The organism is Sphingomonas gei, assembly GCF_004792685.1.
In the GTDB taxonomy this organism is placed as follows: Bacteria; Pseudomonadota; Alphaproteobacteria; order Sphingomonadales; family Sphingomonadaceae; genus Sphingomonas; species Sphingomonas gei.
Map to the genome: position 1 here is coordinate 264,578 of NZ_SRXT01000001.1, position 24,795 is coordinate 289,372.

General features: G+C 66.9%; 18 protein-coding genes. 15 read left to right on the plus strand and 3 right to left on the minus strand.

Going from position 1 to position 24,795, the window contains the following annotated elements; genetic code table 11:
* The first annotated feature begins 213 nt into the window (after positions 1-213).
* The 9 genes from E5A73_RS01080 to E5A73_RS01115 all read left to right on the plus strand — a co-directional run bounded on the left by E5A73_RS01080 (position 214) and on the right by E5A73_RS01115 (position 11,636).
* Positions 214-876, plus strand: coding sequence for an RNA polymerase sigma factor (locus E5A73_RS01080; RefSeq protein WP_135961953.1), 663 nt, complete (start codon positions 214-216; stop codon positions 874-876).
* A complete protein-coding gene (locus E5A73_RS01085) occupies positions 866-1,831 on the plus strand; it encodes a FecR family protein (protein WP_168355759.1) in 966 nt (321 codons plus the stop codon). Before E5A73_RS01080 ends, E5A73_RS01085 begins: the two co-directional genes overlap by 11 nt.
* Complete coding sequence (locus E5A73_RS01090; RefSeq protein ID WP_135961955.1) at positions 1,818-4,175, plus strand: TonB-dependent receptor; 2,358 nt, start codon at positions 1,818-1,820, stop codon at positions 4,173-4,175. The genes E5A73_RS01085 and E5A73_RS01090 overlap by 14 nt, the downstream gene beginning before the upstream one ends.
* 132 nt (positions 4,176-4,307) lie before the next feature.
* Positions 4,308-4,676, plus strand: a complete 369-nt coding sequence (locus E5A73_RS21155) for a hypothetical protein (RefSeq protein ID WP_168355760.1) — start codon at positions 4,308-4,310, stop codon at positions 4,674-4,676.
* A gap of 35 nt (positions 4,677-4,711) precedes the next feature.
* Entirely contained in the window at positions 4,712-5,539 is an 828-nt protein-coding gene (locus E5A73_RS01095; protein WP_168355761.1) for a MipA/OmpV family protein, read from the plus strand.
* A 153-nt stretch (positions 5,540-5,692) separates the two neighbouring features.
* Positions 5,693-7,147 carry an efflux transporter outer membrane subunit gene (locus E5A73_RS01100; protein WP_135961957.1) on the plus strand — a complete coding sequence of 485 codons (1,455 nt, stop codon included), beginning with the start codon at positions 5,693-5,695 and terminating at the stop codon, positions 7,145-7,147.
* A complete protein-coding gene (locus E5A73_RS01105; RefSeq protein WP_206366352.1) occupies positions 7,147-8,259 on the plus strand; it encodes an efflux RND transporter periplasmic adaptor subunit in 1,113 nt (370 codons plus the stop codon). The genes E5A73_RS01100 and E5A73_RS01105 overlap by 1 nt, the downstream gene beginning before the upstream one ends.
* On the plus strand, positions 8,256-11,351 hold the full coding sequence (locus E5A73_RS01110) for an efflux RND transporter permease subunit (protein WP_135961958.1): 3,096 nt from the start codon (positions 8,256-8,258) through the stop codon (positions 11,349-11,351). The genes E5A73_RS01105 and E5A73_RS01110 overlap by 4 nt, the downstream gene beginning before the upstream one ends.
* Positions 11,352-11,396: 45 nt before the next feature.
* A complete protein-coding gene (locus E5A73_RS01115) occupies positions 11,397-11,636 on the plus strand; it encodes a hypothetical protein (protein WP_135961959.1) in 240 nt (79 codons plus the stop codon).
* 93 nt (positions 11,637-11,729) lie between these two features.
* Here the strand turns inward: E5A73_RS01115 and E5A73_RS01120 are convergent, their stop codons facing one another.
* Entirely contained in the window at positions 11,730-12,161 is a 432-nt protein-coding gene (locus E5A73_RS01120) for a nuclear transport factor 2 family protein (RefSeq protein WP_135961960.1), read from the minus strand.
* 171 nt (positions 12,162-12,332) lie between these two features.
* Between E5A73_RS01120 and E5A73_RS01125 the strand changes: the two genes are divergently transcribed.
* From E5A73_RS01125 to E5A73_RS01150, 6 genes are all read left to right on the plus strand, one after another.
* Positions 12,333-13,139 (plus strand): helix-turn-helix domain-containing protein, encoded by an 807-nt coding sequence (locus tag E5A73_RS01125; RefSeq protein WP_240699956.1) that lies wholly within the window; start codon positions 12,333-12,335, stop codon positions 13,137-13,139.
* A 219-nt stretch (positions 13,140-13,358) separates the two neighbouring features.
* The gene (gene pdxR, locus E5A73_RS01130; protein ID WP_135961962.1) at positions 13,359-14,834 is read left to right on the plus strand and encodes a MocR-like pyridoxine biosynthesis transcription factor PdxR; all 1,476 of its coding nucleotides are present in this window, start codon (positions 13,359-13,361) and stop codon (positions 14,832-14,834) included.
* Between the two features lie 72 nt (positions 14,835-14,906).
* A complete protein-coding gene (locus tag E5A73_RS01135) occupies positions 14,907-15,524 on the plus strand; it encodes an FMN-binding negative transcriptional regulator (RefSeq protein WP_135961963.1) in 618 nt (205 codons plus the stop codon).
* Positions 15,521-17,188: an amidohydrolase gene (locus tag E5A73_RS01140; protein WP_135961964.1), complete on the plus strand. Its 1,668-nt coding sequence runs from the start codon at positions 15,521-15,523 to the stop codon at positions 17,186-17,188. The genes E5A73_RS01135 and E5A73_RS01140 overlap by 4 nt, the downstream gene beginning before the upstream one ends.
* 80 nt (positions 17,189-17,268) lie before the next feature.
* Positions 17,269-19,488, plus strand: a complete 2,220-nt coding sequence (locus E5A73_RS01145) for a TonB-dependent receptor (RefSeq protein ID WP_135961965.1) — start codon at positions 17,269-17,271, stop codon at positions 19,486-19,488.
* Between the two features lie 63 nt (positions 19,489-19,551).
* Positions 19,552-22,743 (plus strand): amidohydrolase family protein, encoded by a 3,192-nt coding sequence (locus tag E5A73_RS01150; protein WP_240699957.1) that lies wholly within the window; start codon positions 19,552-19,554, stop codon positions 22,741-22,743.
* Here E5A73_RS01150 and E5A73_RS01155 read toward each other — a convergent pair.
* Both E5A73_RS01155 and E5A73_RS01160 read right to left on the minus strand, forming a co-directional pair.
* Positions 22,740-23,570: an alpha/beta hydrolase gene (locus E5A73_RS01155; protein WP_168355762.1), complete on the minus strand. Its 831-nt coding sequence runs from the start codon at positions 23,568-23,570 to the stop codon at positions 22,740-22,742. The genes E5A73_RS01150 and E5A73_RS01155 overlap by 4 nt on opposite strands.
* A gap of 88 nt (positions 23,571-23,658) precedes the next feature.
* On the minus strand, positions 23,659-24,714 hold the full coding sequence (locus E5A73_RS01160; protein ID WP_135961967.1) for an ornithine cyclodeaminase: 1,056 nt from the start codon (positions 24,712-24,714) through the stop codon (positions 23,659-23,661).
* Between the last annotated feature and the right edge of the window lie 81 nt (positions 24,715-24,795).

A 24,795-nucleotide genomic window follows, 5' to 3' on the forward strand; every position in this document is an offset into this window, starting at 1 on the left:
TCCCCCCCCGTTTTGATCAGTCTAGCGCGGGAGTGATAGCGCTACCAGTGGTTGGAGGCGGAGGGAGCCAGGCAAGTCCCCCGTCGACAAGGTTCCGGAGTCACCCAGGCTGCATCGTACCGAGGTCGGGCGCTGGGTCGGCCGGAAACGCACGCGGCAGCGGCGTTGACGTTTTTCCGGCAGCGATGCAATAGAGCGCCTCGGGATGCCATCATGGCTGCCCAGTCGGGCATCGATGCGATCAAGGCGGGCAAAGATCGAGCATCCATCGACTATCGCTGCTGCCGAAAGCCGAATGTGGGCATGAACATGTTGAGTGGCGGCGGTCTCATTCCCCTGTTCGCGGAATTGCGCCCGGCCTTGTCGCGCTTTCTCCAGACCCGCGGGGCTTCCCCGGACGAGGCGGAGGACATCCTGCAGGATGTGAATATCAAGCTGCTTGCTGACGTGTCGGGACCTGTCGCGCAGCCGCGCGCCTATCTCTACAAGATGACCAATAACCATTTCCTGCTGCATCGGCGCACCGCCGGCCGGCGTGAGCGCCGCGAAGAGGATTGGGTGAGCGCGCATGGCGGTGACGGAGAGGCGGACGACCAGCCCTCGGTCGAGACCGAACTCATCGCGCGCGAGCAACTCGCGATCTTGCAGCGGGTTCTGGATGGTTTGCCCGAACGGACGCGGGTCATCTTTCGCCGCTTCCGGATCGACGGAGAACCGCAGCGCGCGGTTGCCGAGGAACTCGGCATCAGCGTCAGCGCGGTCGAAAAGCATCTCGCAAGGGCCTATGAAGCGATTTCCGTCGCGAAGCTGCGGCTGGATGAGGATCATTCGAGTCGGCGGAGTCTCACAGGGGAAAGAGGCCGCCATGCCATCTGAGACGCCGGACAGCATCGAGGCGCGCGCTATCGAGTGGCACATAAGGCTGCGCGATGGCGACGACGCGATTTGGGAGGGTTTCGCCGAGTGGCTCGTGGAAGACCCGCGCCATGCGGCCGCCTATGATTCGATCGAGCAGACCGATCTCGCGCTCGAGCCCCTGCTTCCGCACGTCGTCATTCGAGAGGCGGCAAACGATGCCGAGGCGCAGCCAGAACCGCCGGCGCGGCGCGGGTGGCGCTGGGGCCTCGCGGGCGGCGCACTCGCCGCCTCGGTGGCCGGCGCCTTCCTGTTGCTGCCGCAGGCCGAATCCAGCCGCTACGAGGTGGCCACGCGACCGGGCGAACGGCAGTTGGTCCAGCTCGATCCGGCGACGCAGGTGACGCTGAACGGCGCAACGCGGATGATTTTCGATCGCGAAAATCCCCGTTTCGCTGCCCTGGCAAAGGGGGAGGCGCTCTTCCACGTCCGGCACGACAGCGCGGAACCCTTCCGGCTCGAGGTCGGCGACAACATCGTCGAGGACGCCGGGACCGTGTTCAACGTGGTCCATGAGACCGACGAAGTCCGAGTGGCGGTTGCCGAAGGAAAAGTCGTCTACAATCCCGGACGGAGCGCGGTGTCACTGGGCGCGGGGCAGGCATTGGTGGACCGCAAGGCGTCGGATACCGTCGACGTGACTCGGGTTCCGGTCGATCGGGTGGGCTCGTGGAAAACCGGATCGCTGGTCTATTCCGCCGCCCCGCTGTCGCGCGTGGCGGCCGACCTCAGCCGTGCGATGGACTTGCGTGTCACCGTCGCGCCCGGCCTGGGCGATCGGCCGTTTTCAGGAACGATCATGCTCGATGGCACCGGACCCGAGCAGCTCCGGCGCTTGCAGCTCGCCTTGAATGTGAACCTCGAAAAGGGGTCTGACGGGTGGATCATGAAACCGGTCGGCAGTGCGGGGCAATAAGCGGGCGGCGGCCGTCGTCGCGATCGTATTAGGCCTCGGTGCGGCCAGCACCGCCCGGGCAGAGACGTTCAACATCGCGCCGGGTCAGCTTGGTGAGGTCGCCGCAGCCATTGGCGCGCAGGCCGGAATAACCGTCGCCGTCACCGATCCCGAACTCGCGCGGCGGCTCTCGCCGGGGGTGCGCGGCACGTTTTCCGCGCGTGCCGCGCTGGAGCGGGCGTTGCGGGGAACCGGCGCCGAGGCCGTGTTCTATGACAAGGCCACCGTGCGGATCGTAAAGGCGCGCGCGAAACCTCGCTTGGTCAGTCAGAAGCCGGCAGCTGTCGCAACCTCCGCTCCGCCCGCCGTGCCGGAGGAGATAATCGTCACTGCCAGCAAGCAGAATATTCTGCTCGACAACTATCCGGGTTCGGCCAAGATCGTCGACTTCGAGCCGGCTTGGCTTTCCCGCCACGGGCCGAGAGGAACGGCCGCGCTGACCGAGACGCTGCCCACGCTCAGCTCGACCAATCTCGGCCGCGGCCGGAACAAGCTCTACGTGCGCGGCATTTCCGACAGCAGCTTCAACGGACCCACACAGGCGACGGTGGGGCAATATCTCGGCGACGCGCGGCTCAACTATAATGCGCCCGACCCGGACCTGAACCTTTACGATCTGAAGCGAGTGGAGGTGCTCGCCGGGCCGCAGGGCACGCTGTATGGTGCCGGCTCGCTGGGCGGCGTGGTGCGGCTCGTTCCCAATGCGCCCGACAGCGCGGAGACTTATGCGACCGCGTCCACCGGCGTCAGCGCGACTCGTTTCGGCGGGGTGGGGGGCGACGCCGCGGCGATGCTCAATCTGCCGCTCGCCAAGGGGCGAATGGCGCTGCGTCTCGTCGTCTATGCCACGCGCGAGCCCGGCTATATCGACGATCCCTCGCGAAACCTGCACGACATCAACGATAGCCTGAGCTTCGGCCAGCGTTTGATGTTCCGGATGGACGATCTGGCGGGATGGACGATCGACGCGGGCGTGGTGGCTCAGAACATCACGACCGACGATGGGCAATATATCCTGCGCGGCGATCCGCCGCTCGAGCGGAGCAACGCCCTCGCCCAGCCATTCCGCAACGATTACCGCCTCCTTTACGTCACTGCGCGGCGCCCGGTGTTCGGCAGCAGCGAACTGGTCTCGACGACATCTTTGGTCTCGCACGATCTGAAGACGGTGTTCGACGCGACCGGCTCGGATGGCACGACATCGCCCCGGCGTTTCGAAGAGAAGAACAACATCGCGCTCCTCTCGAACGAGACACGGCTTTCGGGCGGCGACCGGCGGACGCCATGGGTTGCCGGCATGTCGGGGATCTACAGCATCAGCCGACTGTCGCGGTTCCTGGGATCCCCCGACAACCCAGGCCAGATCGCGGGCGTGCGCAACCGGCAAGTGGAGCTCTCGCTGTTCGGACAGGCTTCCTACCCGATCGCATCATCGCTGGTCGCAACCGGCGGCGGGCGATTGACCGTCTCCGACGGCGCTGGAAAGCTGCTCGACGATGCCCCGGGCGGGAAGGAGGAATCGTCGCATGCACGCGCACGTTTCGCGGGAAGCGCGGCGCTCGATTGGCATCTGTCGCCGTCGCTGTCGACCTTCCTCCATTACCAGCAGGGATTTCGTCCCGGGGGGTTTGCGGTCGCATCCGGCTCGACCACCGAAAGCCAGGAGTTCGAGGCAGACGATCTGAGCCAGGTCGAGCTCGGCGTTCGCTGGCGAGACAAAGCGCGGGACCGGCTGTCGGTCCGCGCTGCCATCTTCGCGGTAGACTGGAACCACGTCCAGGCGGATCTCGTCGACAGCTCGGGCCTTCCCATCACGGCCAATATCGGCAGCGGCAGGATCTACGGGCTGGACGGCGAGATTACGTGGCGTGCATCCCCGTTCTGGACACTGACGACCGCGGCCTTCCTGAACTACAGCAATTTGGTGGCGACGGATCCGGCAGCAGCGAACGATGCGATCACGCTGCCGAACATTCCCCGCGACGGGGTGCGGATCGGCAGCCAGTGGCGGTTTGAGCTGGGCCGCGACGTCATACTGACGGGCGAAGCTTCGGCGCACTATGTCGGCGAATCGCATCTGGGCGCGAGCCCGCCGCTGGACGTGATGCAAGGGCGGTATATCGTCAGCGCGATCGGCGCCCGGATCGACTTTGCACGCTTCGGGATCTCGCTGGACGTCTCCAATCTCGGCGACGCGCGCGCGAACACCTTCGCGTTCGGCAATCCCTTCGGACTGAGCCGACAGAACCAGATAACGCCGCTGCGGCCGCGCACCGTCCGGCTGGGGGTCGATGCGCGCTTCTGAGCGCGCGTAGGCACGCTTTCCGCAACGCTCGGACTCGGACTTTCCGAGCTTTGCAGGCTGCAAACACCGACGCATTTTTTTGGTGAGGGTCTTCGGACCTGGCGGTGTCTCAGGGCGGAAGGAGAAACCCTGATGTCCGAAGAACTGACGCCGCTCGAAAGGGCGGTGGTCGCCTTGTCGCGCACGGATTCGATCGCAAGTCTGCGGCCTATGAGCCGCAGGCGCGGCTGGATCCTGGGATGGCCGTCCAGCCCGCTGCCACTCGCCAATCCAAAGCTGGAGGCGTTGCGGCGCTATTCGGTCCTTCGCCGAGTGCGCGGGACTGCCCGGGTCGAAGCCGAGCGTGCGCTGCTCCGCGAAGCGGGCTTCAGCAGCCAGACGATCGAGAAGATCGACGACCTTGTCGATCCGTCGCGGCAGCGCCGGCGTGCGCAACCCCAGCCAGACGGGAATCTCTTCATCTTCGACGGAAGCTGCTTTCCGGCGCCCCGCTGGAGCTGAACTTGACCGAAACAATCAAATTAGTGGGATTATCCATGAAATTCACGAAGACGATGTCCGGTGGCGCGATATTGGTCATGGCCGCGCCGCTTTGCTTCTGGTCCGGGACGGCTTCCGCGCAGGGGGTGATCCCGGCAGGAGGGGAGGCCGCGGTGCCGGTCCAGCTCGAATCATCCGAGCGGGAAGACGAGAACCATATCGCGATCGGCGCCGGTGGCGGCTATATGCCGGCATATCAGGGCTCGGATAAATACCGGTTCCAGCCGCTGCCGGTGGTCGACATCAAGCTCGGCCGCTTCTTCGTCAATTTCGAGGACGGTATCGGCGCCAACCTCTTCGACAGCGAGAACGTGACTGCCGGCGTCGGCCTGACTTTCGCGGACGGGTTTCGCAAGCAGGACGCGCCAGTCGGGATCGGCAAGCTTTCGGACGGGGTGGGCGCGCGCGGCTTCGTCAAGCTTCGGCAATTCGGGTTCGAGGCCATGCTGGGCGGCACCAAGATCCTCGCGGGCAATACCAAGGGCGTCCTGGTCGACGCGAGCCTGTCTTACCCGATCAGGATAAGCGACAAGCTCGCGATCAGCGCGTCTATCGGCACGACCTATGGCGACCGGAAGAACAACAACCGGTATTTCGGCGTGACCGCGCAGCAAGCGCTTGCGTCGGGGCTTCCGCAATATCGTGCCGGAAGTGGCTTCATCGATGCGACGGCGAGTCTCGGGGCCCAATACCGCCTGACCGATCGCATCGGCGTGGGAGTCGCGGGCGGCGTCACCACGCTGCTGGGCGAAGTCAAGGACAGCCCGATCGTGAAGCGCAAGACGCAGCCCTTCGGCATGGGGTTCGTCAGCTTCCGCTTCTGAGCGGCTGTCCGGGGCGCCCTCGTCCCCCCTCGCGGGGGCGCCCTTTTGTCCGCCTCGATGACGCATTCCCCGGCGAGCGAGCAGCTCGCCGTCGTCTTCCGACGCGCCGTTACGCGGAGTTATTTTCTGGTGGTGAGACGATTTGCCGGTTCGATGCTGTTGCCTTTCGCATTGATCGGCGGGTGTACCCTGCAACCCGCGTACCAGCGCCCGGCGCTCGATCTGCCCGCCGAATGGAACAATGCCCCTGACGGCGCGGCGCAGCAGGCAGCGATCGAACGCGAGGGCTGGTGGGCGCTGCTCGGCGATCCTGCCGTCGACCGGCTGGTGGCGGCCGGTCTGCGCGACAATCCGACGCTTGGCGAAGCGGCCGCGCGAGTCGATCAGGCGCGGGCGGCGGCGAATGCGGAGAATGCGCGCCGCATGCCGAGCGTCGGCGCCACGGCGAACCTGTCGGGAGCGAAGGACCGCGCGGGCTCGGGCACCGCGACCGTCGCCCAGGCATCGGCCGATATCGGCGCCAATCTGGCGTGGGAGCTCGATCTCTGGGGTAGGCTTCGCGAAACCGCGACTGCCGCGCGGCACCGTCTGACCGCGCGCACCGCCGATGCGGAGGCGGCCCGCCTGTCGATCGTCGCCGAGATCGCCGACACCGCGCTGGCGCTTCGCGCGTGCAACCTCGTCCACGGCATCCGCGAGCGCGACATCGCCTCGCGCGAAGTGGAAGCGAAGATCATCCGGGCGCGGCTGGCGTTCGGCTATGTCGCGCCGGTGGCGGCCGCCACTGCGCAGAGCAATCTCGCCTCCGCGCGGACCGAGCGGATCGCGCAGGCGGAATCGTGCAGGCTGCTGGCCGATGCGCTGGTGGCGCTCTCGGGGCTCGATCTTGCGACGGTGCTGCAACTTCTGCCGAGGGAAACACCGACGCAGGGCGACATGCGGATGCCCGAGCCGCCGCCCTTCGCGCCGGCGCTTCCCGCCACGATCCTTCTCCGGCATCCCGGGGTGGTGGCCGCCGAGCGCGAAGTCGCCGCCCGGTGGTCGGAGATCGCCGTCGCGCGGGCCCAACGGCTACCGCGGATCGACTTGACGGCATTGCTCACCGGACAATGGCTCCGGGCGCTCGGATCCAGCGATTCCTATGTCAGCGGTTCGATCGGCGCCGGACTTACGGCACCGCTCTTCGACGGCGGCGCCGGCGCCGCGAACGTGCGGCTTGCCGAAGCGAGGTACCGCGAGGCGGTGGCGCAACTCGTCTTCGCGCTCCGCACCGCCGTACGGGACATCGAAGATGCCCTTGCTGCGCAGCAATCGGCCGCTGCGCGAATAGAGACCTCGAGCGAGGCGCTCGCGGCGGCGCGGTTCACGCTCTCGGCCAGCGAAGCGCGCTGGCGGGCAGGTTCGATCGCGCAATTGGAGCTCGAAGAGGCGCGCCGCCAGTCGAACCGGGCGCAGGAGAGCGCGGTCGGCGCCGCGGCCGACCGGGCGCGGGCCTGGGTCGCGCTGGTGCGACGAACCGGAACCGCCTGGCAGGCGCCACCCATCGGACCCGGCTCCGGGAACACCCCGGCCGGCGAAATTGACTCTGGAAGCGGGAATGTTCGGTGATGCGCGATACGATCGAACAGATAGCGGCGACTCGGTTGCGACGGACGATCGCCGTGCGCGCAATCATGGCCGCGGTCCTTCTCGCAGCGCTCGGCATCGGCGCGTATCTGCTCTGGCCAATGGCAGCGCCGCCGGCCGTGGTCGCGCCGCGACCCAAATTGACCGTAACCGTCGCCCATCCGGAACGCGTGGTCTTGCCGCAGCACCTGACCGCCTCCGGAGTCATTGCGCCGTGGCAGGAAGCGAGCATCGGCACCCAGATCGGCAGCTACCAGCTGATCGACGTGCGGGTGAATGTCGGCGACCAGGTCCGGCACGGCCAGGTCCTCGCCCAGCTCAACCCGGCATTGCTCCGTGCCGAGGAGGCGCAGTTGCTCGCGCGTCACGAGCAGGCGGCGGCGAATGACCGGCGCGCGAAGGGACTGCAGGCCAACGGCGCGATCAGCGATCAGGAAGTGCTCCAGTTCGCGACCGAAGCGAAGACGGCGGCCGCACTCCTTGCCGCTAAGCGCCTCGAGCTGCGCTACACCTTCGTCCTCGCCCCCGACGACGGCGTGATCACCGCGCGTACCGCGACGCTGGGCGCGGTCGTGCCGTCCGGGCAGGAACTGTTCCGCATGATCCGCAAGAATCGGCTCGAATGGCGTGGCGAGCTGACCGCCCCCCAGCTCAATGCCGTTGCCGTCGGGCAGCGGATCGCGCTGGTCCTTCCCGACGGAAGCAGGGCGAGCGCAGTGGTTCGCCAGACCGCGCCGGCGCTGGATGCCGGCACCCGCCTCGCCGTCGTTTACGCCGATGTCGCGCCGGGCAGCCGGGCGCGGGCGGGGATGTACGTGACCGGCGAGATCGCCTTCGGCGAGTCATCCGCGCTGGCCGTGCCGGCGGAATGCATCGTGATCCGCGACGGACGCAATTACGTCCTGCAAGTCGCTGGGACGGCGGCGGCTCCGCAAGTCGTGTTGCGCGGCGTGACCATCGGCAGACGTCATGGCGATCTGGTCGAGGTCCTGCGCGGCCTCAGCGGCGAGGAGCGGCTCGTCCGCAGAGGGGCAGGGTTCCTAGGCGACGGGGATGTCGTCCGCATTGCCGGCGCCCGCGAGGCCCGGCCATGAACCTCGCCGCCTGGTCGATCCGCAATCCGATCCCGTCGATCCTGCTGTTCGTTTTGCTGGCCATTGCGGGCATTCGCGGGTTCGGCATGCTGGCGGTCCAGGATTTGCCCGACATGTCGCTGCCCTCGGTCTCGGTGGTCGCGGCGCTCCCGGGTGCCACCCCGGCGCAGCTCGAGACCGAGATCGCGCGGAAGGCCGAGGACGCACTCGCTTCGCTGGACGGACTGCGCCACGTCACCACGTCGATCACCGACGGAACCGTGCGGATCGAGGCGGCATTCGATCTGGAAAAGCCGCTGTCCGATGCGCTGATCCAGACCAAGGATGCGATGGACGGCATCCGATCGGACCTGCCGGCCGATATGCTGCAGCCCACTGTCAGCGCCGTCACCTTCGCCGCGGAGCCGGTCCTGGTCTATGCGGTCGCCTCCGCGCGGCTGGACGAGACGGAGCTCTCCTGGTTCGTCGACGACAGCCTGACCAAGGCGGTGCGCGCGGTCGCCGGCGTCGGGCGCGTCGAACGCCTGGGCGGGGTCCAGCGGGAAGTGCGCGTGACGGTCGATCCTGCGCGCCTGATGGGGCTCGGCGTGACGGCGGGCGATGTTTCGCGCGCCCTGCGCGAGGCGCAGCAGCAATCGTCGGGCGGGCGCACGCAACTGGGCGGAGCCGAACAGGCGATCCGGACGGTCGCGATCGTGGAGCAGGCGTCCGCACTCGCGGCGCTGCCGATCGTATTGGCCGACGGGCGTCGCATTCGCCTTGATCAAGTCGCGACGATCCAGGACGGGGTCGGCGAACGCACCCAGGCGGCGGCGCTGAACGGTAAGCCCGTCATCGGCTTCCGGGTCTATCGTGCGCGCGGGGCAGGGGAGACCGAGGTGGCGAAAGGCGTCGCCGCCGCGCTCGACACGCTCATGAGCCGCAATCCGGGCCTCAACCTGACGCCGGTCGGCGGATCGGTCGACTATACCGTGGAGCAATATGAAGGCTCGATGGCGATGCTCTACGAAGGCGCGCTGCTGGCGATCCTCGTCGTCTGGCTGTTCCTCCGCGACTGGCGCGCGACGCTGATCGCCGCCACTGCATTGCCGCTCTCGATCCTGCCGACCTTCGCCGCGATGCAGTGGCTTGGCTATTCGCTCAACACGCTGACTCTGCTCGCGCTTGCCGCGATCGTCGGCATCCTCGTCGACGATGCGATTGTCGAAGTCGAGAATATCGAGCGGCATCGGCGCATGGGCAAGCCGGTCATGCAGGCGACCGAGGACGCCGTCGCCGAGATCGCCAAGGCAGTGATCGCGACGACGATGACCTTGGTCGCGGTATTCCTGCCGACTGCGATGATGTCGGGTTTCGCCGGACTGATCTTCAAGCCCTTCGGCTGGACCGCGGTAATCGCCGTGCTCGCCTCGCTGCTGGTCGCCCGGCTGCTGACGCCGATGATGGCCGCTTATCTCCTGAAGGGAGACGCGGCGCCCGCGCCCGAGAACCAGCGGCTCATGCGGCCGTATCTCGCCGCCGTGCGCTGGTGCCTCGACCACCGCAAGTCGACGATCGTGGCCACGCTCGCCTTTCTCGCTGCGTCGATCGCATTGCTGCCGTTGATCCCGACTGGTTTCCTGCCGGCGGACGACCGCAGCACGACCGAACTGTCGATCGAGCTCCCGCCCGGCGCCGCGCTCGGCACGACGATCGCGGTAGCCGAGGAGGTTCGCGTCGGCCTTGAGAGTATCGCCGGCGTCCGGGGCATATTCACCACCGTAGGGCAGGCGGGAAGCGATGGGGACGACGCCAGCGGCGTCCGTCTCGCATCAACGACGCTGCTGCTGGCGCCGCGCGGGTCGCGACCCTCCAAGTCGGAGATCGAAACCGTGGTTCGCGACCGGCTGGCCAAGGTGCCGGGTGCGCGCTTCGCCGTCGGCGACGGCACCGAGCGGCTGGAGCTGATTCTCGCCGGCAGCGATTCGCGTGCGCTGGCGGCGACTGCGCAACAACTCGAACGCGAATTGCGGGAAGTCGGCAGTCTATCGAACATCGCTTCGACTGCGAGCCTCGACCGGCCCGAGATCGTGATCCGGCCCGACCTCCAGCGCGCCGCCGAGCGCGGCGTCACCACCGATGCGATCGGCGAGGTCGTCCGGATCGCGACGAGCGGCGATTTCGACGCACGCGTGGCGCGGCTCAACCTCGACAATCGGCAGCTGTTCATCCGCACCCGGATCGCGGACGAAGCGCGACGGGACCTGGAGACGCTGGGCAATCTGCGCGTTGCCGGGCGCGACGGGCCGGTGCCGCTGGCAAGCATCGCCGACATCGCGATCGAGAGCGGACCGTCGCAGATCGATCGCTACGATCGCGAGCGCCACATCACCGTGACGGCGGATTTGAACGGAATGGCGCAGGGCGACGCACTGGCGAGGATCAACGCGCTTCCGGCCATCGCCGCCATGCCCTCGGGCATTTCGCTGGACCCTGCCGGCGGTGCCGAGATCGGCGAAGAGATCGCAGTCGGTTTCGCCACCGCGCTGGTTGCCGGCGTGCTGTGCATTTTTTGCGTATTGGTGCTGCTGTTCAAGGACTTCCTCCAGCCGATCACGATATTGTCGGCGATTCCGCTCTCGGTCGGCGGCGCATTCGTGGCGCTGCTGGTGGCCGGCAGCGCGCTCGACCTGCCGGCGATGATCGGCCTGGTCATGCTGATGGGCATCGTCACCAAGAATTCGATCCTGCTGGTCGAATATGCGATCCTCGGCATAGCCGAACGGGGGCTGTCGCGCGCCGATGCGCTGCTCGACGCCTGCCGTATGCGCGCGCGTCCGATCATCATGACGACAGTAGCGATGATCGCCGGAATGACGCCCATCGCCCTGGGCTTCGGCGCCGATGCCAGCTTCCGCCAGCCAATGGCGATCGCGGTGATCGGGGGCCTTCTCACATCGACCTTCCTCAGCCTGCTGGTAGTGCCGGTGGTGTTCACCTTGGTCGACGGCTTGGAGCGGAGATTACGGCGGTCCGTCGCCCGGCTGCGCGCCACCGGCGCGGAGCCCGCGCGGCGATCGGGCGCTCCCTCTGCCGCTGTCCATTCGGAGTGAGGAATTCCCAGCCGTCGGTGTCTTAGATCGAAAGGAGATTGCTCCATGTGCCTTCCTGGTCTGCGGAGCATCGCCTCGGGCGAGGAGTCGGCAGGCTTGGCTGCGAAAATGGTGCGTAACCTCGGTTGGGCTTTGTTCTCGCTCGGCGGCCTGCTGATACTCGTCAAGATCGGGATCCTGGTTGCGCAGGAGCTCCGCTCCGCACCGCTTGGCGTGATGGCGGCGGCCTTGACGTTGCTGCTGGCCATCACGCTTCGAGCCTCGCTCCTGCCGCGACGACGCTGAGCCCGCGTCGGCTCCGCCGCGACGGGGTTGGTTGCGCCGCGCCGCCTGCCTCGGCACACGACGCCGACGAGCGTAGCATGCCTGTCAGCTGGCTCAGGCAAATGCGACCGGGCCGACAGCACCGTACCAATGCTTCACCTGGCTCGTGTCGCACTCATCCATGTGAAAGAAGTGGGTCATGGTCGGCGCGAGCGGAGGATGGCTGGCGTCGTCCGGCGTCATCAGCACCTTGCCGCGAAACACCTTGAGGTGCGCACTGTCCCAATATTCCAGCACGTCGTGATGTGCGGTGAAACCGGTATCGATGAAGGCCTTCAGGTTTTGCCGGATCGTCTCGCGGCCGTGCCAGTCGGCAACGCCGAGATTGCAGATCGCATCCTCGGCCAGGCAGTCGAAACCTCGACCCCAGGTCTTGTCGTCGATCTCCTTCCAGAAGGCGAGCAGCCAGGCGGGAGGATCCCTCTTCGTGAAGGTCACCTGCGTACGATCGCTTCGCGTACGGCGCGATAATTCGTCCTTGATCATGGTCTTTCCTCAATCTTAGCCATGGCATGCGATCCGCCGTCGGCCATGGCGGCCGTGGAATAGCCGGCATAGGTAGTCATAACAATTACCTCATAGGTAATCATAACTTCCCGTGACGCGCCATTTCGGGTAGGGCGCGCGGCGTCGCTTTGGGCGATGGAGGCCTTCACGGTGAGCACGAAAGTCTTGAACTCGACCGCGGCTGGCGACCTTCTAAAGCTCTGGCGCGAGCGGCGGGGCAAGAGTCAACTCGACCTGGCGATCGACGCCAGTGTCTCCCAGCGGCATATCAGCTTCATCGAGAACGGGCGCAGCATCCCGAGCAGGCAGATGCTCCTGAGCCTGGCGGGTGTGCTCGATTTGCCGCTGCGCGATCGCAATGCGCTGCTGCTGGCAGGGGGATTTGCGCCGATCTATTCCGAGCGAACGTGGGACTCGCCGGGGATGGGCAGCTTGACCGCCGCTGTCCAACGCATGCTTCGCCAGCAGGAGCCTTACCCCGCGATCGTGCTGGATCGATATTGGAACGTGGTCATGACCAACGAGGCTTCTCCCCGGTTCTTCGGCAAGTTCGTCGATCTGGGCCGGCGACCCGAGCCGAGAAACATGCTGCATCTGATCTTTGATCCCGATGGCATGCGGCCGTTTGTGGTCGACTGGGAAAGAACAGCTGCAACGTTGATCGCCCGCGTGCATCGGGAAACGGCCGGTCGTGTAACTGAGGCGCGCACGCGCGCATTAATCGATGGCCTTCTGGCCTATCCTGATGTCGAGAGCCATTGGCGGGACGTATCCCAGCAGGATGACTTGCCGATGATCCCCCTGAGTTTCATGCGCGACGGCACCGTCCTGAGCTACTTCTCCATGGTAACGACGGTTGGCGCACCGATGGACGTTCTCACCCAGGAACTGCGGATCGAGAGCCTTTTTCCGGCCAATGCCGAAACCGAGCTGTATCACGAGAAGCACTTTGCCTGACGGGCGGGCGAGGGGGCGAAGGTCATGCTTGCGCCGGTTCCGCACCGATGATCGTGACGGGTAGCCCAGCGTTGCGGCACCGAGCGCGCCCAGCTGATAAGTGTCTCGGCATCAGGCTCACAGGGCGAACGCGGAGTTGATCAACCGGGTTGACGGCGCGGTTGCCGCTGAGCAGGTTGGATCCGCGAACTAGTACCGGAAAACTGATCAGGGGGTCCAATGCTGCGGCCATGGAAAGTGGTACTGGCGCAGCGCCTCCAACCGGAGAGCGATACGCCGCTTTACATGCAGATCGTTCACGCGATGATCCATGAGATCCAGCGCGGGCGGCTGCCGCCCGGGACCTTCCTTCCCGGGACGCGGGATCTCGCCGAGGCGCTCTCGGTCAATCGAAAGACCATCGTGACGGCCTATGAGGAGCTGGTCGCCCAGGGGTGGTTCCAATCGCTCGGCCGTCGCGGCACGATCGTGTCGACCTCGTTGCCGGAAAGCGATGACGCGCCGCACGCTTCCGGACTGCCGTCGGCTTTCGAGCCCGAGCGGCCGATCGCCTATCCCTTTCGCCAGCCTCCGGAACGCCCGTTGGCAGTGCCGGGCGGCGCCTGGCTCAAACTCGACGAGGGTGCCCCGGACGGGCGGCTGTTTCCCGCCGATCTGCTCGCGCGCGCCTATCGCACCGCGATACTTTCCGCCTCGCGCGAGGGGCGGCTGCTCTATCGCGACCCGCGCGGATCGCCGGCGCTGCGGCGGAGCATCGCGCTGATGCTGCACCGCGAGCGCGGGCTATTGGTCGAGCCCGAGAATATCTGCATCACGCGTGGCAGTCAGATGGGGATATTCCTCGCCGCGCGGGTGCTGTCGCGGCCGGGCAGCGTCGTGCTGGTCGAGGAACTGACCTATGAGCCCGCCGTGGCCGCATTCCGCGCTTGCGGCGCTTCGGTGGTGCCGGTGCGGCTGGATGGCGAGGGGCTCGATGTCGTGGATGTCGAACGACAGTGCCGCGCGCACCGGGTGGGCGCGATCTTCCTCACCCCGCACCATCAATTCCCCACTACCGTGTCGCTGCGCCCCGAGCGCCGGCTGCGGCTGCTCGAACTCGCGCGTCAGTTCGGCTTCGCGGTTATCGAGGACGATTACGACCACGAGTTCCGCTTCGGATCGCAGCCGCTGCTGCCGATGGCGAGCTATGCGCCCGAGCATGTGCTGTATCTCGGCTCGCTGTCCAAGCTGCTGATGCCGGCGCTGCGCATCGGCTATATCGCCGCGCCTCAGCCGCTGATCGACTCGCTTGCCCATGAAGTGTCGATGCTCGACGGGATGGGCAACACGATCACGGAGGACGCCGCCGCCGAGCTGATCGACAGCGGCGAGGTCCGTCGCCACGCGCGCAAGGCTACGCAAGTCTATGCGGGACGGCGCAAATCCTTCGCCCGCGCGGTCGAAACGCACCTTGGCGGGGTGTGCGAAATGCGCCTGCCGCAGGGTGGGCTCGCATTGTGGCTCGCCTTTCGCGACCATGCCGCGCTCGATCGTATCGAGCGCCGCGCGCCCGAGCTCGGGCTGAGTTTCGCGCCGTCGCATAGCCACATGGTCCACCCGGGCGCTGCGCGGGGCCTTCGCCTCGGCTTCGCGAGCCTCGACGAAGCGGATGCCGAGGCCGCGATTGCGGCACTGGGGCAGGCCGCACGCGCCTAGCGTCGTGCTGGACCCATCAACTTTGCAAATCTGGACGTTTCAATGGGATCAGGATCGTAACAGCATCGCAACATGAAGTTCGATCCGGGCACCGATGCCGACCTTTTGAAACTCATCGCCGAGCATCCGCTCGCCTGGCTGGTGTCGCGTGGCGCCGGCAGGTTCGAGGCGACGCCGCTGCCGATGCTCGCCGAGACCGACGCGGAGGGCGCGCTGGTGTCGCTGCTCGGCCATTGCTCGCGCTTCAATGCGCAAGTGGCTGACCTGCGAGCCGACCCGTCCGCGCTGCTGCTGTTCACGGGGCCACAGGCCTATATGTCGCCCGAGCCGGTGCGCCAGCCGCGCTGGGTGCCGACGTGGAACTTCGCGGTCGCGGTGATCGCGGTCGAGGTCGAATTCGTCGAGGAGGAGACGCTTGCCGCGATCGACTCGCTCACCAACGCGATGGAGACCGGGCGCGCCCGGCCCTGGACCTTGGCCGATGCCGGCGAGCGCGTCGCGGCGCTGCTGCCGAGAATTATCGCCTTTCGCGCGCATGTTCGCGGCATCGACGCCCGCTTCAAGCTGGGGCAGGAGGAGAGCGCCGCGACGGTGTCCGATCTGCTCTCCGCCTTGCCCGAGGGCGGGCTGGCGGACTGGATGCGGCGCATGAATGCCGATCGCCTCGCCAGCCTGGAGACTGCGAAATGAACGCCAGGATCAGCCGCCGCCTGTTGCTGGGCGCCGTCCCCGCATCTTTGCTGGCCCGCGCCGCCTGGGCGGCCGAAGGCGATCTCGACATCGCTTATCTCAACGCGCGGGTCTGGACAGGCGCGCGCACGCCACGTGCCGATGCGATCGGGATCAAGGGCAATCGCATCGCAGCGCTTGGGGCCGGCGCGGTCCGCGCGGCGAGCGGGCGCGGGACGCAGATGATCGACTTGCAGGGCGCCTTCGTGATGCCCGGCTTCATCGACAACCACACGCATTTCCTGCGCGGTTCGGCGATGCTCTCGCAGCCCAGCCTGCGCGACGCGGCCACGCCGCGGGAATTCGCACGCCGCATCGGCGAGGCCGCGGCGAAATTGCCCAAGGGCAAATGGCTCGAGGGCGGACATTGGGACGAGCAGCTCTGGGGCGGCGAGCTGCCCCGCCGCGCGTGGATCGACGCGCTGACGCCCGACACGCCGGTCGCGGTCGCGCGGCTCGATCTCCACATGTATCTGTGCAACGCGGTGGCGCTCAGGCTCGCCGGGATCACCCGCGATACCCCCGATCCCGCCGGTGGCGTGATCGTGCGCGATGGCAATGGCGAGCCCACGGGAATCGTCAAGGACGCCGCCAAGGACCTGATCGATCGAGTGATCACACCGCTCACCGACAGCGAGATCGACGCGACCCTGGCGCAAGGCGCGGCCTATGCGTTGTCGAAGGGCGTCACCCAGGCGCATGTTACCGAACTCGACTGGACCACTCAGCACGCTTTGCGCCGCATCCGCGCCCGCTCGGCCCTGCCGATGCGCTTCTATTCGTTCGTGCCGCTCAAGGACTGGGAGAAGATGGCCAGCATCGTCGCAGCCGAAGGGCGCGGCGACGACTGGGTCCGCTGGGGCGGGATGAAGGGGTTGATCGACGGCTCGCTCGGCTCGCGCACCGCATTGTTCCGCCAGCCTTACACCGACGCGCCCGACAGCCACGGCATCGCGCTCGATCCGCTCGACAAGATCGAGCAGTGGATTGCCGGCGCGGACAAGGCGGGGCTTCACGTCACCACGCATGCGATCGGCGATGCCGCGAACGGGCAATTGCTCGACATCTATGCGCGTGTCGCGAAGGCCAACGGCAAGCGTGACCGCCGCTTCCGGATCGAGCATGCCCAGCATCTCGACGTGAAAGACATCCCGCGCTTCGCCGCGCAGGGGGTGATCGCGTCGGTCCAGCCCTATCACGCGATCGACGACGGCCGCTGGGCAGTGAAGCGCATCGGCGAGAAGCGGCTCCACGGCACCTATGCCTTCCATTCGCTGATCGCGAGCGGCGCGCACGTGACTTTCGGATCGGATTGGCCGGTGGCGCCGGTCGATCCGCTCACCGGCATCGCCGCGGCAGTGCTTCGCCAGACGATCGACGGCGCCAATCCGGGCGGATGGCTGCCCGAGCAGCGCGTCAGCCTCGCCCAAGCGCTGCACGCCTACACTGCCGAGAATGCCTATGCAGGCTTCCAGGAAGACCGGCTGGGCACGCTGCAGATCGGCAAGCTCGCCGATCTCGTCGTCCTCGACCGCGACCTCGCGCGCGACGACCCGGCGGGGATCACGAGCACTAAGGTCTTGCGGACGATCGTCGACGGCACGCAGCGCTTCGGCGAGGCGTGAACAAAGGCTGCCGGGGAGGCCTGAGGATTTCGGGGAGGAACGCGAAGACGCGGCGCCCCAACCAGCGAAGGGGGAAGACAATGATCGGGAATCACGGGTTGCGGCTGGCGCGGGTTTCGGCGCTGGCGCTCGCAATCGCCGGCGCGGCGGGCGTCGCCCAGGCGCAGGAAGTCGTCGGCGAAGCGCGCGACGAGATCCTCGTGACCGCCACCAAGCGCGAAGAGGCGATCAGCCGGGCGCCGCTGGCGATCAGCGCAGTGACGGGCGAGGCGCTGGCCGACGCCAATGCCAACAGCCTGGCCGATTATATCGTCCGGCTGCCAGGCGTGGTGTTCAACGACTATCAGCCTGGCGTGTCGGAAGTGGTGATCCGCGGCATCGCGGCGACCACCTATCACGAGCAGGGCCAGACGACCGTCGGCTATTATCTCAACGAGATCCCGCTGGTCGAGCCCGGCTTCCCGATCGGCATCCCCGATATCGACACCTTCGATCTCGATCGCGTCGAAGTGCTGCGCGGGCCGCAAGGCACCTTGTTCGGCTCGTCGTCGCTCGGCGGGCTGGTCAACTATGTCGTCAAGACGGCGGATGCGTCGAAGTTCGACGCCGCCGCCTCGGGCCTCGTCGGTGTCACCAAGAATTCGAACAGCGAGCTCAATTATGCCGCCAAGGCGATGATCAACCTGCCGATCATCGCGGACACCCTGGCGGTGCGGGTGATGGCGCTCCAGCGCGTCGATGCCGGCTATCTCGACAATCCCGGGATCGGCGTCAAGGGATCGAACGACTTCCGTACTCGCGGGCTGCGCGGCTCGGTCGTGTTCACGCCGGGGCCGGACACCACGCTGACCTGGCTGTCGACCTATCAGGACACCCAATTCGACGACCAATCCTATCTCGACACCGACCATCCCTATGTCCGCATCACCCAGCGCGCCGAGACCCAGAAGACCGACTTCTGGCTCAATTCGCTGCGGCTGGATCAGGGGCTCGGCTTTGCGAAGCTCACGGTGCTCGGCGCGGTCACCAGGAAGAACAACGAGACCGTCTTCTCTTATCCCTATGCCTATGTGACCGGCGACACGACCGGCGACGAGGCGGCATATTCGTTCGGCACCGCCGATGCGACGATCAAGACGATCGAGGCCCGGCTCACCTCGCCCGGCACCGGCATGTTCAACTGGCTGATCGGCGCCAGCTATCTGCGCGCCGACAAATCCAGCTATGACCAGATCTTCCAGAAGGGCGCCGAGGCATTCATCAACGCCAATCCGGCGGGCTTCGGCGGCGTTTCCGGCAGCGTGCTCGCCCCCGGCGACCGCATCTATGGCTATATTTCGGACGGCGTGAACGAGGATCTCGGCGTGTTCGGCGAGCTCTCGATCAAGCCGATCCCGGCGCTCGAGCTGATCCTAGGCGGACGTTATTACTGGAATCGCTACCAGGCCACCGTCGCCAACCAGCCCGGCGCGGTGAGCGGCAGCGCCACGGGCAGCACCGCCACGGTCGAGGAGAAGGAGGACGGCTTCACGCCCAAGGTCACGCTGGCGCTGCGCCCCAGCGAGACGTTCATGGCCTATCTGACCTATTCGCAGGGCTACCGCGTCGGCGGCATCAACCCCAATGCCGGCTTCCTGCCGACGATCCCGCAAAGCTATGGCAGCGACACCACCGACAATTACGAAGCGGGAGTGAAATTCTCGCTGTTCGACCGCAAGCTGTATATCGAGGCGACTGCGTTCACCATCGACTGGACCGGCATCCAGGCGCGACTGTTCGGGCCAGGCCCGAATTTCTATTCCTATGTGTCCAACGCCGGCGGCGCCAATGTCGGCGGCGTCGAACTCGCGGCGACGGTGCAGCTCGCGCCGTTCGCCAGTTTCTCCACCAATATCACCTATCAGGATGCGCAGCTGACCGACTTTCTGCCGGATACCTTTGCGCCCGGCGGCGGCTATGTCTCGGGCACGACGCTGCCGGGATCCTCGGACTGGTCGATCGCCAACAATCTCCGGTTCGAACTGGCGGATTCGCCGCTCGCGCCCAGCTTCGAGATCGCGCACCGCTATCTCTCCGAGGCGCCGGTGGCGTTCGGCAATCCGAACACCCGCGGCAATTTCAACATCGTCGATCTGCGCGTATCGATCACTGCGTTCGACAAGGTGAAGCTGCTGGTGTTCGCGAACAATGTGCTCGACGAATACGGCATCCTCAACGCCCCCTTCACCGATGCCGTCGCGCCGGCGGGATCGATCGTGCGGCCACGCACGATCGGCCTTCGCCTCGATTGGTCGCTCTGACCTAATCCCGCCTCCGCAGCCACGAGCTTGCGGAGGCGGCCCTTTCTGGCGAAGCAACCGCTTATGATCCGGGCCCTTGCTCTCCTTGCGGCCTTGCCGATCGCCTCGACGGCGCTTGCCCAGACCGCGGCGCTGCCGCTGGCCCCGGCGCGCATGCTCGAATTCACTGCGCGTGAGGCGACGTGGATGCAGCTCGATCTCTCGCCGGACGGCAAGACGATCCTGTTCGACCTGCTCGGCGACATCTACGCGCTCGACGCAGCGGGTGGGACCGCGCGGCCCTTGCTCACCGGCATGGCATTCGAGCGCAACCCGGTCTTCTCGCCCGATGGCAAGCGCATCGCGTTCGTCTCCGATCGCTCGGGCGTGACCAATCTCTGGGTCGCCAATGCCGACGGCAACGACCCGCGCCAGCTGTCGCAAGACAGTGCGCTGACGCTCTACGCCGCGCCGGCCTGGTCGCCGGACGGGCAGAGCGTCTATGTCTCGCGCGCGGTGCATTCGGTGCTCGCCTTCGAATTGTGGCAATTTCCCGCGGCGGGCGGCGCCGGAACCGTAGTGGTCAAGGCGCAGCCGAACGGCGACGACGATTGGGACAAGCGGGTCAATGCGATGGGGGCGGTGATCTCCCCCGACGGGCGTTATGCCTATTACGCCACCAAGCACGGCCACACCTGGACCGAAGGCGATCCGCCCAACTGGACGATCGCGCGGCGCGATCTGGCCGAGGGAACCGACGAACCCTTCCTCACGCCGCTGGGCGGCGCGATCGCGCCGCAGCTCTCGCATGACGGCAAGGCGATTGCCTATGCCACCCGCGAAGCAGGGCGGACTGCGTTGCGGCTGCGCAGCCTCGAGACCGGCGAGGATCGCCGCATCGCTTTCCCGCTCGATCGCGACGGGCAGGAGGGGGGCTATTATGACGGCCTGTTGCCGCGCTTCGTGTTCGCGCGCGATGATCGCTCGATCGTGCTGAGCGTCGACGGCGGCATCCGCCGGCTCGATCTCGCCAGTGGCGGGGTGACACCGATCGCGTTCGAGGCGCCGGTGCGGCTAGATCTCGCCGGGTCGACGCGGGTGCGTCAGCGCGAAGAAACCGGCCCGGTGCGGCCGCGCGTCGCGCAGGCGCCGAAGCTGTCGCCCGACGGGCGGGAGGTTGCCTTCACCGCGCTGGGGGCGCTCTACGTCCAGCGCGACGGCGCGGCGGCGCGCAAGCTCGTCGCCGAAGACGCGTTTCAGCCGAACTGGTCGCCAGACGGGCGCACGCTGGCCTATGTCACCTGGAGTCCCGCGGGGGGCGGCCTGTGGACCATCCCCGCAGCGGGCGGAAAGCCGCGCCGACTGGCCTCGGGTGCATTCTTCACCGAACCCTTGTTCATGCCCGATGGTAGCGGCGTGGTGGCGATCCGGGCCAATCACTATGACCGCCTGCGCGCGCTCAATGAACTCGAACCCGATCGCCCCTCGGACATCGTCCGCTTTCCTGCGGCGGGGGGCGCGGCCGGTCTGCTCGCGCATGTGGCGGGCGCGCGCTCGCCTGCGTTCACGCGCGACGGCCGGCTGTGGTTTTACGGCACGGGCGCGCTGCGTTCGCTCGATCCTGGATCGGGCGTGGTGCGCAGCGAAGTTGCGGTCGTCGCACGGGCAATGGGGCAATATGTCGGCGTGCCGCTGCCGGTGCAGGACGCGCAGGTCAGCCCCGACGGCACCCGCATCCTCGCGCGGGCGGCATCGCAACTCTATCTGGTCGACATGCCCGCGCGCACCGGCGGCAAGCCGGCGACGGTCAATATCAGCATCCCGGGCGCAGCGCGGCGGCTCACCCGCGACGGCGCCGATTTCTCCGGCTGGGCGCAGGAAGGCGCGCGCATCACCTGGTCGGTCGGATCGACCTTCCGCACGGTGGCCGCGGCGGCTGCCGAGACCGGCGATACCGGCGCTGCCGAAGCCGGCGCGCAAAGCCGCGCGCTGGCGGTCGAGGTGCCGCGCGACGTGCCGAAAGGCACGCTCGTCCTGCGTGGCGCCACGGTGCTGCCGATGGAGGGCGCGGCGCGGATCGAAAATGCGGATGTAGTGATCGAAGGCGATCGCATCGCCGCGGTCGGGCCTGCCGGGACTGTTCCGGTGCCCGCCGGCGCCACCGTCCGCGACATGCGCGGCCGGTTCATCGTGCCCGGCTTCATCGATGCCCACGCCCATTTCTTCGGCATCCGCCGCGGCGTGCACGAGCGCGGTTATTGGGAGTTCGCGGCCGATCTGGCGTTCGGCGTCACGTCGGCGCTCGAGCTCCAGCCGTTCACCACCGACATCTTCGCCTATCAGGACATGATCGACGCCGGGATGATGCCGGGCCCGCGGGTCTGGTCGACGGGGCCGGGGGTGTTCGTGAACAGCGAAATCCATTCGCGCGCCGACGCGGTCGACGTGCTGCGCCGCTACCGCGACCATTACCGCACGCGCAACATCAAGGCCTATATGGTCGGCGACCGCGCCGCGCGGCAATTCACCATCCAGGCCGCGCAGGAGCTCGGCATGATGCCGACCACCGAAGGCGCGAGCGATCTGGTGCTCGGCCTCACCCACGCGATCGACGGCTTTGCCGGCAACGAGCACAGCCTGCCGGTGACGCCGCTGCGCGACGACGTGATCCGGCTGCTGGCGGCGACCCGGATCGGCTACACGCCCACCATCTCGGTGCTCTATGGCGGCGGGCCGGGGCTGTTCGACTTCGTCATCCGGCAGCATCCCGAGCAGGATGCCAAGCTGCGCATCTTCACGCCGGGCCCGGTGCTCGCCGAGAAGCTGCGCAACCGGCACTGGATGGCGGATCAGTCGCAATCCTGGCCGCGCTTCGCCACCGACGCGGTGCGGGTCCAGCGCGCCGGCGGGCTGGTCGGGATCGGCAGCCACGGCGAAATCCAGGGACTCGGTCTGCATTGGGAGATGCGGGCGCTGGCCGGCGGCGGCGCCACGCCGATTGAGGTGCTGCGGGCAGCGACGATCGACGGCGCGACGATCATCGGCCATGCCGACGACGTGGGCAGCATCGTGCCGGGCAAGTTTGCCGATCTGGTGATCCTGGCGGCCGATCCGCTTGCGGATATCCGCAACACCACGGCGATCGTCGCAGTGGTCAAGAACGGCCGGAGCTATGATCCGATGTCGCTCGCCAGCGATTGGCCCGAACCGCGGACCTCGCCTGCGCGCTGGTTCGACGAGGTACCGCGTCCTACGCCGGGATTGCCGGCGAACTAGGGCCAGGTAAAGGCGAAGCGAAGCGTCGAAGTGATCGAGCGGCTGGGCACGGTGATATGCGTCTCGCCTTCGAACATCTCGAATTCGCTGCGCAGGCCATAACCCGACAGCGCCTCCAGCCGTTTGGCCAGCGATACGGCATCGGTGCGTTCGACCGCGGTTTCATCGAGTTCGCCGGTAACCAGTCGAAGGCTGCTGACGGGCCCCGGCAACTTTCCCTCGGCCAGTTTCGCGGCGAAGGCGCGCTCCTCGGCGAGGATGGCCTGGTCGTTCCAGAATATCGACGGACTCGCGGCGACGATCGCGTGGAAGGCGCCCGGATGGTTGTAGAGCATGTACAAAGCGAACAGGCCGCCGAAGGAGTGGCCGAACAAGGCCTGGCGATGCGGATGGATCGAATAGCGCCGGGCGAGCTCGGGTCGCAGGCGACCGAGCAGGAAGGCGGCGAACTGCGCGCGGCCGCCGGCCTTGTATTTAGTCAGATAAAGCTGGGCGGGCGGGACCGGTTGGCGGAAGTCCTCGACGAAGTCGTATATGCGGCGGACGTCATAGGCCGCTTCCGTCTTGTAGCCGACGCCAACGACAATCGTCTTGCCGAGGTCCGCCTTCATATAACCGAGGATGCGCCGGGTCTCGGCGAAGCCGGCGAACATCGCATTGCCGTCCAGCACATAGAGCACCGGAAAGCCTTCGGGCGGGGGCGGGCCCTTCGGCCGCGAGACGAAGATCTGATACGGATAGCCGTCATCGGACTTGAGCTCCCACGTCTCGGTCTCGGGGAGCACATAGCCGGGGGCCGGCGCCGTCTGCGCTCGTGCCGAATGCACAGACGGCGGCATACCCAGGGCCAGAATGGCGGCCAGCAGGCTGCGTGACGCAAGGCCAGTCATCGTGCTCCCTTCGATCGTTACGGAATCATGCCGACACTGCCACCAGCGACGGGTGGGTGGCAGGCCGGTAGCGCTGCAGCAGCCCGAACAGATCGACCGGATCGTCGGGCTGGGCGATGAGGTCGATCTCGGCGATATTCGCATCGTCGGCGGTGAGCGCGTCGAGGTAGCGCAGCGCCGAGAAATCCTCGAGCGCGAAGCCGACCGAATCGAACAAAGTGACCTGCGCCGCGCTGGTCCGTCCGGGCTCGAGCCCGGCGAGCACGCGCCACACCTCGGTCACCGGGAAGTCGGCGGGCATCTGCTGCAGTTCGCCCTCGATCCGGGTCTGCTCCTCCAGCTCGACGAAGACGCTCGCGCGCAGCAGGATCTCGCGCTGCAGCTCGGTCTTGCCGGGGCAATCGCCGCCGATCGCGTTGATGTGGATCCCGGCGCCGACCATGTTGCCCGACAGGATCGTGGCATTGCGCTTGTCGGCCGTCGCGGTGGTGATGATGTCGGCGGACATCACTGCCTCTTGCGCGCTGTCGAACGCTTCGACGGCGAAGCCCTGTGCGGTCATGTTGCGGACGAATTTCGCGGTCGAGGCGGGCTCGACATCGTACACCCGCAGCCGTTCGATGCCGAGCAGCGCGCGGAAGGCGAGTGCCTGGAAATCCGATTGCGCGCCGAGACCGATCATCGCCATTACCCGGCTGTCCGGGCGGGCGAGGCGGCTGGCGACCAGCGCCGAGGTGGCGGCGGTGCGCAGCGCGGTGAGCAGGGTCATCTCCGCCACCAGTCGCGGATAACCGGTATCCATGTCCGCGAGCACGCCGAACGCCGCGACGGTGAGCAGTCCCGCGCGCGCATTGCCGGGATGGCCGTTGACGTACTTGAACGCGAACCGATCCTTGTCGCTGATCGGCATCAGTTCGACCACGCCGAGACTGGAATGGCTGGCGTGGCGCGGCACCTTGTCAAACTCGGCCCAGCGCCGGAAATCCTGTTCGATATAGCCGGCAAGGCCGACGAGGAACGGCTCGACGCCGATCGCATGGACGATAGTGGCGAGGCTCTCGACGCCGATGAACCTGGTCATGTGCTGCTCCCTGTGACGGTGGATTGATGCGACACTAGGCGGAGCAGAGTTTTGGGTTGAATGCGCATGATGTATAGATGT